The sequence below is a fragment of the Pseudomonas sp. MF6751 genome, from assembly GCF_016613265.1.
Taxonomy (GTDB): Bacteria; Pseudomonadota; Gammaproteobacteria; order Pseudomonadales; family Pseudomonadaceae; genus Aquipseudomonas; species Aquipseudomonas fluorescens_BV.
Genome location: NZ_JAENSV010000006.1, coordinates 77,135 through 89,387 on the forward strand (window position 1 = coordinate 77,135; position 12,253 = coordinate 89,387).

At 58.8% G+C, this 12,253-nt stretch carries 13 protein-coding genes; 8 read left to right on the forward strand and 5 right to left on the reverse strand.

Features of this window, described 5'->3' with window-relative positions; translation table 11 throughout:
• Positions 1–10: 10 nt before the first annotated feature.
• Genes creC through rloA2 form a run of 3 tightly spaced genes read right to left on the reverse strand, consistent with a single transcriptional unit; the run spans position 11 to position 2,627 of the window.
• Entirely contained in the window at positions 11–1,450 is a 1,440-nt protein-coding gene (gene creC, locus JJD66_RS07575) for a two-component system sensor histidine kinase CreC (RefSeq protein ID WP_105228778.1), read from the reverse strand.
• The gene (gene creB, locus JJD66_RS07580; protein WP_200647900.1) at positions 1,450–2,118 is read right to left on the reverse strand and encodes a two-component system response regulator CreB; all 669 of its coding nucleotides are present in this window, start codon (positions 2,116–2,118) and stop codon (positions 1,450–1,452) included. Before creB ends, creC begins: the two co-directional genes overlap by 1 nt.
• Positions 2,119–2,126: 8 nt before the next feature.
• Positions 2,127–2,627, reverse strand: a complete 501-nt coding sequence (gene rloA2 / locus JJD66_RS07585) for a retropepsin-like aspartic peptidase RloA2 (RefSeq protein ID WP_014720226.1) — start codon at positions 2,625–2,627, stop codon at positions 2,127–2,129.
• 171 nt (positions 2,628–2,798) lie between these two features.
• Between rloA2 and JJD66_RS07590 the strand changes: the two genes are divergently transcribed.
• Positions 2,799–3,683, forward strand: a complete 885-nt coding sequence (locus tag JJD66_RS07590) for an acyltransferase (RefSeq protein WP_105228780.1) — start codon at positions 2,799–2,801, stop codon at positions 3,681–3,683.
• On the opposite strand, the gene JJD66_RS07595 is transcribed toward JJD66_RS07590, so the two are convergent.
• Positions 3,680–4,252 (reverse strand): DUF2780 domain-containing protein, encoded by a 573-nt coding sequence (locus JJD66_RS07595; protein WP_054920759.1) that lies wholly within the window; start codon positions 4,250–4,252, stop codon positions 3,680–3,682. The two genes, JJD66_RS07590 and JJD66_RS07595, sit on opposite strands and share 4 nt — an antisense overlap.
• Before the next feature lie 136 nt (positions 4,253–4,388).
• On the opposite strand from JJD66_RS07595, the gene JJD66_RS07600 reads away from it, so the two are divergent.
• The 7 genes from JJD66_RS07600 (at position 4,389) to JJD66_RS07630 (ending at position 10,989) form a co-directional block, all read left to right on the forward strand.
• Positions 4,389–4,847: an anti-sigma factor domain-containing protein gene (locus JJD66_RS07600; RefSeq protein ID WP_034128870.1), complete on the forward strand. Its 459-nt coding sequence runs from the start codon at positions 4,389–4,391 to the stop codon at positions 4,845–4,847.
• Between the two features lie 325 nt (positions 4,848–5,172).
• Entirely contained in the window at positions 5,173–5,535 is a 363-nt protein-coding gene (locus JJD66_RS07605; protein WP_034128871.1) for a hypothetical protein, read from the forward strand.
• Positions 5,536–5,764: 229 nt separating this feature from the next.
• Positions 5,765–6,244: a hypothetical protein gene (locus tag JJD66_RS07610; protein WP_198714418.1), complete on the forward strand. Its 480-nt coding sequence runs from the start codon at positions 5,765–5,767 to the stop codon at positions 6,242–6,244.
• Between the two features lie 163 nt (positions 6,245–6,407).
• Complete coding sequence (locus JJD66_RS07615) at positions 6,408–7,118, forward strand: ABC transporter ATP-binding protein (protein ID WP_198714419.1); 711 nt, start codon at positions 6,408–6,410, stop codon at positions 7,116–7,118.
• Entirely contained in the window at positions 7,118–8,317 is a 1,200-nt protein-coding gene (locus JJD66_RS07620; protein ID WP_200647950.1) for an ABC transporter permease, read from the forward strand. The genes JJD66_RS07615 and JJD66_RS07620 overlap by 1 nt, the downstream gene beginning before the upstream one ends.
• A 7-nt stretch (positions 8,318–8,324) precedes the next feature.
• A complete protein-coding gene (locus JJD66_RS07625) occupies positions 8,325–9,731 on the forward strand; it encodes a TolC family protein (RefSeq protein WP_236264077.1) in 1,407 nt (468 codons plus the stop codon).
• Between the two features lie 37 nt (positions 9,732–9,768).
• Entirely contained in the window at positions 9,769–10,989 is a 1,221-nt protein-coding gene (locus JJD66_RS07630; protein ID WP_198714420.1) for an efflux RND transporter periplasmic adaptor subunit, read from the forward strand.
• Between the two features lie 58 nt (positions 10,990–11,047).
• Here the strand turns inward: JJD66_RS07630 and fdhA are convergent, their stop codons facing one another.
• Positions 11,048–12,247 carry a formaldehyde dehydrogenase, glutathione-independent gene (gene fdhA, locus JJD66_RS07635; RefSeq protein WP_014720230.1) on the reverse strand — a complete coding sequence of 400 codons (1,200 nt, stop codon included), beginning with the start codon at positions 12,245–12,247 and terminating at the stop codon, positions 11,048–11,050.
• Between the last annotated feature and the right edge of the window lie 6 nt (positions 12,248–12,253).

Genomic DNA, 12,253 nt, shown 5'->3' on the forward strand with positions numbered 1-12,253 from the left:
TATGGGGGTTTTATGTGGGCAATGTGGAGACTGTGTGGAGATGCAGCACCGCTTGCACGCCGCCCGGTACGTTGCCGATCTGCAACGAGCCGCCGTGCAGCTTCATCACCTCCTCGACAAAGTTGAGCCCCAGGCCCGTACTTTTGCGCCCGCTGGCCGGGCGCGGCAGCGAGTAGAAACGCTCGCTCAGGCGCGGCAAGGCGTAATCGGGAATCGCCTCCGCCTGGTTGAACAGGCTGACCTGCACCTCGTTATGCCGCACCTGCGCGCTGAACCTCAGCGTGCCGCCGGGTGGGGTGAAATCCAGAGCATTGTCGAGCAGGTTACCCAGGGCCTGGCGTAGCAGGAAGGGTTCGCCAAACACCCGCACATCGGCGGCGATGGCCTGCTCGACGTGCAAGCCGGCGCCTTCGGTCCGTGCACATTGAGCCTTGAGCACATCCTCAACCAGGGCGGCCAAAGGAATGCTCGACTGCTCTTCCAGACCCTGGCGCTGCTCCACCTGGGCCAGGTTCAACAGGCGTTCGATCAACTGTTGCAGGCGCGCGCTTTCGCTGTCGATATTGCCGACAAACCGCTGCTGCTGCTCACGGCTCATGTCTCCCTGCAACAGCTCCGCCGCACCGCGAATCGCCGCCAGCGGGCTCTTCAATTCATGGGTCAATGTATGCACGTAGCGCTCTACGTAAGCCTTGCCTTCCAGCTGCGTGCGCATGTGTTCCACGGCGGTGGATAACTGCTTGAGCTCACCGCCGCGATAATGCGGCAACTCGGCGCGGCGGCCCTCGCTCACGGCTTCGGCATAGGCGGTAAGGCGTCTGAGAGCCGCCGTCAGCCACCACGACAATAGCGCGCCCAGCAGCAGCCCCAGGGTGACCAGCCCGGCGCCGTACCACAGCAGGCGCCGCTCGGTACGATCCACGTAGGGTTGCAACGAGCTGTTGGGCTTGGCCACGGTGACCACGCCGATGATCTGCCCGTTGTCGCGAATCGGCGCCCCCACGTGCATCACCGATGAGGTGGGGTCGTCTGCATCGCTGCGGGTGGAGCGCGCACCGTATTCGCCACGCAGGGTCAGGTACACGTCGTTCCATTTCGAATAGTCCTGGCCCACCGCTTCACCGCTGGAGTCGAGCAATACCCTGCCCTTGGCGTCGGTCACGTAGATGCGATGGTTGACCTGGTTTTTCGGCAGTCCCCAGATCACCGCACCCGGCTGACGGTTGCCATAGGCCTTGAGCAGCTCTGGCCAATGACTCTGGCCGAGGGTGCCGTTTTTAACGTCTGCACGCAGGATTTCAGCCAGCAGGTTGGCGGTGTCCACCAATGTTTCTTCGGTGGACTGGCGCACGCCGGGGCGGATTTCCTTCATCACGGTGTTGAGCACGAAGTAGCCGGTCAGGCCGATAAACAGCGCATACACCAGGAAAATCCGCAGTCCAAGGCGCATCAGCTATGGCTCGGGCTGTAGCTATAACCGAGGCCACGATGGGTCTGGATCGGCTCGGCATCCGCCGCCACACTCCTGAGCTTGCTGCGCACACTCTTGATATGGCTGTCGATATTGCGCTCGTAACCGGCATCAACGGGTACGCCCACCGCGTCCAGCAGTTGCTCGCGGCTGAACACGCGCTCGGGTTGGTCCAGCAGACTTTGCAGCAGGCGGAACTCATGCCGCGTGAGGCTCAAGGGTTGGCCGCGATAAAGAATCTGCATGCGTTCCAGATCCACTTGGAACAGGGTTGGTGCCACACCCGGGCCGACCCGCTTGAGAATCGCCCTGACCCTCGCCGCCACTTCCCGCGGGCTGAAAGGCTTGACCACATAATCGTCGGCACCGATCTCCAGCCCTACCACCCGGTCGATCTCCGCATCCCGGGCACTGAGGAACATCACCGGCACTTCGCTGAAGCGGCGCAATTGCTTGCAGGTTTCAAAGCCGGTGATGTCCGGCAGGCCGATGTCGAGGATGACCAGGTCGGCCGGGGTCTGGCGCTGATGCTCCAGCGCCGCCTGGCCAAGCGTCAGCCAGGTGGTGGTGAAGCCTTCGCCTTGCAGGGCAAAGATCAGCGTGTCGGCTATCGCCGCTTCGTCTTCGACAATCAGGATGTGCGGCATGGGTTCAATCAGCAGTCCGGTTTGTCGGCAGTGTAGCGACGTGCCGGGTTTACCGCAGCGCCAAATTCACGCAGGGCCTTGGCGCCGATCAGCAGCGGGTAGTTGAAGCTGCTGCGGTCGGTGAGGTTGACCTCGACGGTGCGCTTGACGTCGCCCAGGCACATCTCCAGATCGATCACCGGGCGCTTGGCCACACTGGCTTCGTCCTTGTCATCATCTTCGTCGGCGCGGCTCTTGATCTTGCTGATGCGCGACACCTTGTGCTCATAGACCTTATTACCCGCGTCTTCACCGCCGAGGCGGAAGCGCACCCAGTCATCGCCGTCGCGCTGAAAGGTTTCGATGTCGCGCGCCGACAGCGAGGCGGTCAGCGCGCCGGTGTCCATCTTTGCCTTGAACGTCTGGCCGATCTCCGGCAACTGGATGTATTCGTAGCGACCGTAAAGGGTCGGTTCGGCGGCCATGACAGGCACAGCAACCAGGGCGAACGCGGCAAGGAGCAATTTCACGGCAGGATTTCCTCGAAAGAAGTGGGCGGAGTCTAGACCGCAAACACAGCACTTAGTTGGATGACCGAGCATATCGCGCATAGTGTGAAACATTCGTCGGGCAATTTGCGATTTGGCCTCTAGACTCACCTTGCTTATCATGGCCCGCCCACAGAACTCCAAGAGTTGCTTATGCGCCGCCTGCTCACCGGCTGTCTGGTTACACTGCTGCTGTTAGTCAACACGCTGATCCTGATCGGCCCCTTGATGGTCTTCGCCCTGCTCAAGCTGGTGGCGCCAGGGCGCTCGCGTGACTATGCCTCATGGGCGGTGATGTGGATCGCCGAAACCTGGGCCGAGATCGACAAGCTGATCTTCGCCGCGTGCATCCCCACCCAATGGGATATTCGCGGTGGCGAAGACCTGCGCGGCGATACCTCTTACCTGGTGATCAGCAACCACCAATCCTGGGTCGATATTCCCGCGCTGATCCAGGCATTGAACCGGCGCACGCCGTTCTTCAAGTTCTTCCTGAAAAAAGAACTGATCTGGGTGCCCTTCCTCGGCCTGGCCTGGTGGGCGCTGGATTACCCCTTCATGAAACGCTACACCAAGGCGTTCCTGGCCAAGCACCCGGAGCTGGCGGGGCAGGATTTGAAGATCACCAAAGAGGCCTGCGAGCTGTTCAAGCGCCAGCCGGTCACGGTGGTCAATTACCTGGAGGGCACGCGGTTCAACGAGGCCAAGCGCAAGCAGCAGGCTTCACCGTTTACCCGATTGCTCAAGCCCAAGGCGGGCGGCGTGGCCTTTGTGCTGGCGGCGATGGGCGAACAACTGGACGCGATCCTCGACGTGACCGTGGTATATCCGCAGCAAAAGATTCCGGGGTTCTGGGACTTGATCAGCGGCGCAGTGCCGAAGGTGATCGTGGATATCCGTACCCGCGAACTGGACCCGGCGTTGTGGCAAGGAGATTACGAGAACGATCCGGCGTTTCGCCAGACCGTCCAGAACTGGGTCAACCAGCTCTGGATGGAAAAGGATGCGCGCATCGAACAACTGCGCCAAGAGCCTTAGCTGCCGGTACCCCAGGCCTGAGCCAATTTGCCCAGCACGGAACTGCTGGCCCCCTCGCCGCCCAGGTATTTCAGGATCACCGGGGCAAACTGGCCGACCATGCCGCTGTCCATGCCCAATGCGCTGAAGGCGGTGTTCAAGTCATTGGTGCTTTTCACGTTGCCCAACAGGCCGTCCAGGCCGCTGGTCTTGCTGCCACCGGTTTGGCCGAGCATCCCGCTCAAGGCACCGAGGCTGCCCAATGCGTTATCACCCGACAGCTTGTCGAGGCCCGGCACACTGTTACTCAGCTGCGAGAAGTCATTGCCGCTCAGTTTGTTCTTGGCCAGGCCCAGCATGGCGCCCGTGCCGCCCACTGCTTGCTCGGGGGTGATGTTCAGTTGCGAGGTCAGGGCCGTCAACAAGTCAGCCGTCTCTGACGTAGGCGCGGCGGCAGCAGCCTTGTTGTTGCCACCCTGCATGCCGGAAATGGCATTGGCTGCATCGCCAAGGCTGAAACCTGCGGCGAACACCGGGCCGGCGGCCACGGTCAACAGGCAGGACAGGGCAAAACCGCGTGAAATCTTCATCGAAACAACCTCTGGGTATAGGGGTAAACGCAGGCGTTGGACTGGGTATCCCGTCGGTTGTTCCGGAGCCCCTGAGGAACCCATCGGGGATAAGCGGGTCCATGAACTGACTACAAAATTTGTCGAGAAGAGACTTATGACTGCGATCCAACCCCCAGTGATTGAGCACAAGCCTGCGTTCTGGAGCCGCCCTCGCCTGTTCATCGGCGCCTGCGTGGTAGTGGTTGCCGGTATCGGCGGCGCGCTCTACACCCAGGACAGCGTCAAATCCGCGGCGACATTGGTGACCACGACCCAGCAGCCAGCCGCACAAATCATGGCCCACAAGGATTACCTGGAAGTGCAGCCGATTGCCTCCACGGCGCCGGCACCGGACCAAAGCCTTGAACTCTGGGCGATTCCCAAAGACGGCACACCGGTGTCCCTTGGCCTGCTGCCGGAGGATGGCAAAGGCATCATCGGCCTGAATCCGCGCCAGCAGGAAAGCATCAGCAAGCCGGTAGAGTTGATGGTGAGTTCGGAAACCAAGGGTGGCTCGGTGAGCAAGCAACCGACAGGGCCGACGGTCTACCAGGGTGCCCTGGCCACTCGCTAATCACCGGCTGACATTCGATTCAAAGGTGGGAGTAGGCTTGCCCTGATGCCGACCCGTCAAGCGAACGCAATGTTCAAAGCAACAAAGATCAAATGTGGGAGCTGGCTTGCCTGCGAAAGCGATAATGCAGTGACTGACACATCGCCTTCGCGGGCGAGCCTGCTCCCAGAGATGGTCTCATTTGCAGACTCACCGGCCGACCCGTTGCATGTCCCGTAACCTGCTGTAGCAGCTTCCAAGGAACCTAACCCGTGTAACGCCCCACCCAGATCGGCCTCCCAACGCAGAGCAGGGAGGACTACCTCGTGGACAAGGAGTTATAACGATGATCGGATGGGTACCTAATCTCTTTTCCCTAGTCACCGCCTACAACCTGCCAGCCCGCAACGCGGCCGTCGACACGGGCCAATGCCCTGCCGTCAGCGACATCCATTCAAAACCCTACACAGACCCCGACCTGCCGCCGCCCTATGGCGAGGGCTATCAGTATTCAGCCCAAACCCAAGGCAAAACATGGACGGGGCAAACCGCCGGGACCAACGATGATTTTCTGGACCCGGAATACGCACTGCAGGCAGAAGCCATCAACGTGCGCGACGGTAAGGTGCACTGTGATTACGGTGGAAAACGTTTGATAAAAAACGGTGAGGTGGCCGATCCCTATTTGCGGTTGACGGCGCTTAAGTGATGCAAAGGGCGACTCGAAGGTCGCCCTTTGTTTGCTTGCGCATCAACTGGCAGTTTCCAAAGAACCTGTAGAAGCGGGTTTGCTGGAAATAGCAAACCTCAGACAAGTCCTACTTAACTAACAATAGAAAACTATCAGACTGCAGCCAACCCGTTCTAAAAACAACCAAGCCACGGGCCAGGCCCCTCACGAAGTGCCGAAAACAGCAATGAATTTTTCGGAGAACGACATGTTTAAACCCTTCTTAAAACCCGGACTACTTGCAATTGCGCTGTTCGGCCTTCCGGCCGTTGCAAGTGCGAGCGGGTTAGCGAGCGTTATCGGCAACATCACTAATCCGATTGGAAACTCTTTCTCAAATCAAGCTGTCACTGAATCAGCATTTTCTCATTCATGCAGCACTGGGAAGTTTGTCGGCTACGTTCAAGGCGTTATTGCCGGTAGCGGAAGTACCATACATTACGTGCGCGTAGACAGGTACCGAATTGTGAAAACCGACGGGCACACCGACAGAAGCAAAGCCAATGTCAATATCAAGACCGTCAGCCGAAATGGAACCCGCGTGACAAAGTCAGCAGATGCCATGAAGCAGGATAGGCAATGGCATGATTTGAAAATGGCCAACTATAACTTCGGTTTGCGAAGTGCGGAAATTGAGATGATATTTGATAAGTCCGGGTCCGACCCTAGATGCTTTATCTCGATCTAAGCCGCTGATTGTTCGCCGCTGGTGCTCTTGCATTTACAAAAGCACCGGCGTCAGGCACCTAGCCAAATGAAAAGACAACTCGCACACGGTTTTTTGTTTGCATGCGAACAGTCAAATACCTTGTCGCCATCCCGCCTCCTTTATCGAACATCCTGAACTTCAAATGCTCGTGATCCCTGCCCCCCCGCTCGCCCTCTCGCTGCAGGGCGTGTGCAAGCATTATCAACTTACCAAACAGCCCATCTCAATTCTTGAGAACATAAACTTGCAGATAAACGCAGGTGACCACTGTGCCGTGCTTGGCACTTCGGGCTCAGGTAAGAGCACATTACTTAACATACTCGGCCTCTTGGACCGGGCTGATGAAGGGCGGTATGAGTTTTACGGACACGACACATCCAAGGCGACACCGGATCAACTGGCCGTGTTACGCAACCGACACCTAGGCTTCATCTACCAGAACTTCAACCTGATGCCACGCCTCAGCGCACTGGACAACGTCGCCTTGCCTCTCTCCTACCGTGGCCTTGGCCGGCGAGTAGCCCTGCAGCGTGCCATGCACAGACTCGACCAGGTCGGCCTCAGCCACCGGGCACATCACCTCCCCGCCGATCTGTCTGGCGGCCAACGACAGCGAGTCGCAATTGCGCGAGCTCTCGTGGGGGAGCCTTCCCTGATTCTCGCGGACGAGCCCACTGGCAATCTGGACAGCCGCACGGCAAACGACATTCTGGAATTGTTGCTGGCAATCAATCGTGAGCACCGCGTCACGCTGATTGTCGTCACCCATGATTTAGACATCGCCGCGCGCCTGGACAGACAAATTTTCGTTCAGGACCGCACCCTGCGTGAGCACGAACCGTGTCAGAACTGATGAGCGGCGGGAGCCAAACTTTTCGCGACCTGATACATGACGTCAGAACAAACCTGCGGACCTTGGGCAAACGCGCAGTGCTCACCCTTCTCGGCGTCGTCATGGGGAGCTGCTCGGTGGTCGCCCTCATCAATATCGGTCACAACGCCGCCGAAGAAGCCGCTGCAATCTTCCAGGGAATGGGTGTCGATACACTAGTTGCACAGGTTTCAAATGCCGCAGATACGAGGCAAACCTCGCCGCTGCCCGCAGGCATTACTCAACTGCGCAATAAAGTCCCTGATTTAGTGAACATTGCACCCGTTGCCCTGATGGGCAACTCAGTGACGTTCAAGGGGCGCGACATTTCTATCCAACTGATCGGCTCAACGCCCCCACTGAAACAGGCGTTGGGCTTGGAAGTGCATGAAGGGCGTTTTCTGAGCGAATTCGATGACCAAGCCACTCATGCAGTGATAGGCCGCCAGCTCGCCGATGAACTCTCCAGCGCTGGCACGCCGGTGCGCATAGGCGACACACTACGAGTGCAACATGCACTGTTCCAAGTCATAGGCGTTCTGCATCCACGGTTTGCGTCGGCGATTGCTCCGTTCGACCCCAACACCTCCATGTTTATTCCACTGCAAGGTGTCAGCCGACTACAAGCTTGGGCGCCAGTCACCCACGTTTTCGCACGTGCTCCGGGCGCGCGTCCTATTGGTAGCGTGGCGTCCGACTTCAAACACGGATTAAGACAGCTATTTCCCGGCCAGGACATCGACGTTCTGGTCCCCCAGCAGATCATCGACGGCCTGTCCCGACAGAATCGAACCTTCACCTATCTGCTAGCCGCCCTCGCTGGCATTTCGCTTATCACCAGTGGTGTCGGGGTGATGAACGTCATGCTGATGAGCATCGCGCAACGGCGTCGAGAAATCGGTTTGCGCATGGCCATGGGCGCTCGTCCCCGCGATATCCGCAACCTGTTCATGATCGAAGCACTGACCTTGACCACCTTGGGAGCACTGACCGGAGCCATCCTGGGCGTCGGCTTGGCCCTCATTTATGCCCGTGTATCGGGATGGAGCTTCGCGCTGTCGCCAATGTCGGTGCCATTGGGCATTGGCAGCGCGATAGTAGTCGGTATGTTTTTTGGGCTTTACCCCGCCCTTTCCGCCTCGCGGCTACAACCTGTGGAAGCGCTGCGTGAAGACGAGTAGATACCTGGTGCTGACCGCAGCGTTTTTCTTGTGTGTCCAGAATGCCAAAGCCTCCTCGCTGTTAAGCGAGCAGACTATCGGCATGAGTCTGGCGGATGCCCTTTACCTTGGCCTGCGCAACAACCGTGAAATACGCAGCGCTTACTTGCAAAGGGAGGGCCAAAAATTCGACCTGCGCGTGGCTGAGGACGCGTTCAAGCCAAAACTCTTGCTCAAGAGTGAATACACAAACATCAGAAGCAGCGAAGACCAAGCTCGTCAACTCGCACTTACCCCCACGGCTACGTTGCTCGGACGGTACGGCACGCGCTTGAACGTGGGATGGACCCAGCAGCTCAACCATTCCGAGCAGGTGGGCCACCTGCGCAGCGACGGGATAAACCTGGAAATAATCCAACCGTTATTGCGCGGATCCGGCCCGGATGTCACCACCGCCCCCCTGCGGCTCGCAAGACTGTCAGAGCAAGCCAACCGCCTGAACCTCAAGGCGAATATTTCTCAAACGGTCTCCACCATCATCACAACCTATCGGGAGCTGATCAGGGCTCAGGAGCAACTGGGCATCGTCCAGGCGTCGCTTCAAAGGGCGCGGGCCTTGTTGACGGTAAACAAAGCACTGATCAACGCCGGGCGCATGGCTCAATTTGAAATCGTGCAGACCGAAGCTGACATCGCCGTCCAGGAACTGAGTGTCGAAGAAGCGCAAAACCAGCTGGATATTCAACGCCTCGCCCTGCTGCGCCTGCTGGCACTGGATTTGTCCACGAACATTCAGGCCACCGAGGCCTTACAGGCAACTCCACTGGAGGTCGATCTGCCACAAGCCATACACCTGGCGCAAGCTCAGCAACCTCAGTACCTCTCCACATTGCTCAATGGCCAGCAGGCCGCGTTGGACATGATCCTCGCCAAGGATGCCGCTCGCTGGGACCTCTCTCTGGTGGCGGGTGCCAGTCAGGTGCGTGAGCACCCAGGCACCGGCTCTGCTCGGCGCTGGGAAAGCTATACCGGCCTTCAGTTGGAAATCCCCATTGGCGACATCAGCACCCGCCAAGCGCAGACACGTGCGCGTATCAATGTAGAACAACAGCAGTTGCTAATCGCCGACGCCCGTCAAGAATTGGAACGCAACGTCAGCAACGTAGTGCGCGAACTTGGCACCCGCTGGCGTCAATATGAAATCGCCCTGCGTGCCAACGAACTGTCAACGCGCAAGCTGGACATCGAGCGCGAAAAACTCAGCGTCGGGCGCTCCAGCAATTTTCAAATCATCAGTTTCGAAAACGATCTGCGCGATGCGGAAAATGCACGTATCAACGCACTCATCGCTTATCTGAACGCCCAGACGCAATTGGACGAAACCCTCGGCATGACTTTGGAAAAATGGGAGATTGCACTTGAAGGCCCACACTGAAAAGGCCTGTCACTCGCACTATTGGCGCATAGGTTCGATGACGCTGATAGCGTTGATTGGCGCTGCATTGATCGTGAAAAAAGTTGCGATTGCGCCGCCCCCCGCACCGCAATGGGTGGGCGTGCAAACCAAGCCAATGACGCAACATATCGGCCTGGTCGGAAAATTCGAGCCTATCCAAACCATCGTGCTCAACGCACCATTCGAAGGCGTTATCCAGTCCCTCGAAGCCGAACAGGGCCAGTGGGTACAGAAAGGCCAAGCGCTTCTGAGCATGGACCCTACGCTGATCGAGCTGCAGTTACGCGAAGCCCTGTCCGGGCAACTCAAAGCCCAACGAACCGTGCACGAGTTGAACAATTGGGAAAACGGCACTCAAGTCACACGAGCGCGTCGTGCGTTACGCACCGCCGACATCTCACTGAGCAACCTGGAAGGCAGGCTACGAGAAAACCGCCATCTGTTCGAACGCGGCATTATTGCGCGCAACGAACTTGACGAACTGGAGCAGCAAACGAAGTTGCAACGACTTGAACGCAGCAGCGCTCAAAACGAGCTGAACGCGTTATTAGACGAAGGGAAAGGCCAGGCTCGGCAGATTGCCGAAATGGAGCTGACCAATGCCACGGTGAGGTACGAACAGCTGCAACAGTTGATTGCCAAACAAGTCGTGGTAGCACCGTTCACCGGCGTTATTGTTCCTGTAAATGCCGCACAAGGGGCCGGAGTAACGCCTCTCGTACAGACCGGCTCAAGGGTCAGTCAGAATCAGGCTCTGCTGGGTTTGGCCAATACCGAAACACTGAAGATCGTCACTACGGCATCCGAGCTGGATATCAACCAGCTGCAACCGGGACAGCGCGTTGAAATCCTGGGTGATGGATTTCTCGGCGAGCCGCTGCTTGGCCATGTGCAAGCGGTCGGCAACCTGGCCTTGCCCAGCGATGACCCCGGCGACAGTGCACTGTTTCCCGTCACACTGAGCGTGGCGGCATTGACGCCTGGACAGGCCAAGCGTATCCGTCCCGGTATGAGCGCACGCCTGAACATCACGACCTACCACAATGAACAGGCCATCATCGTGGCGCCCGAAGCGATAAGCCAGGAAGGCAGTGAAATGGTCGTGATTTACCGTAAAGGCGAGGGCCAGCCGATTGAACGCCGGATCGTAGAGGTGGGCCATGCCAACGCCGAGGGCGTAGAAGTTTTTGGTCTTGCACCCGGACAGGTGAGCCTTGGCAGCTCATCGCGAAAATGATGCGCGTCTTTGTTAAACAAAGGGCGACCCGCGGGTCGCCCTTTTGTTTGCTTTGCCTTTACGCCGCACTGAACAACTTATGCGGGTCAATCACAAACTTCTTCGGCACACCCGCATCGAACTCGCCATAGCCACGTGGCGCATCATCCAGGCTGATCACCTGCACGCCGACGATCTCAGCGATGTTGATACGGTCCCACATGATCGCCTGCATCAGTTGGCGGTTGTACTTCATCACTGGCGTCTGCCCGGTGTGGAAGCTGTGGGATTTGGCCCAGCCCAGACCAAAACGAATGCTCAGGCTGCCCATTTTCGCGGCGGCATCGACAGCACCTGGATCTTCGGTCACATACAGGCCTGGGATACCGATCTTGCCTGCCACACGTACCACGCCCATCAGCGAGTTGAGCACGGTGGCCGGGGCTTCGGCCTTGACGCCGTCGTGGCCGTGGCCGCGTGCTTCGAAGCCCACGCAGTCAACGGCGCAGTCCACTTCGGGCTCGCCCAATAGCGCGGCGATCTGTTCGTGCAGCGGGGTGTCGGTGGACAGGTCGACCACTTCAAAACCCTGGGCCTTGGCGTGGGCCAGACGGATCGAGTTGACGTCGCCGATGATCACCACCGCGGCACCCAGCAAGCGAGCGGAGGCGGCAGCCGCCAGACCCACCGGGCCGGCACCGGCGATGTAGACAGTGCTGCCTGGGCCGACGCCGGCAGTAACAGCGCCGTGGTAGCCAGTGGGCAGGATGTCGGAAAGGCAGGTCAGGTCACGGATCTTCTCCATGGCCTTGTCACGGTCCGGCAGTTTCAGCAGGTTGAAGTCGGCATACGGCACCAACACGTACTCGGCCTGGCCGCCAGTCCAGTCGCCCATGTCCACGTAGCCGTAGGCGCCGCCGGCACGGGCAGGGTTGACGGTCAGGCATACGCCGGTGTGTTGCTCTTTGCACGAGCGGCAGCGGCCACAGGCGACGTTGAAGGGCACGGACACCAGGTCGCCGATTTTCAGGTTCTCGACGTCGCTGCCCTTCTCGATCACTTCACCGGTGATTTCATGCCCCAGCACCAGGCCGGTCTGGGCCGTGGTACGGCCGCGCACCATGTGTTGGTCGGAGCCGCAGATGTTGGTGGAGACCACGCGCAGGATGACGCCGTGCTCAATCTTCCTGCCACGGGGGTCCTGCATTTTGGGATAGTCGATTTTCTGTACTTCGACCTTGCCGTTGCCGAGATACACGACACCACGATTACCAGACATGCTTTC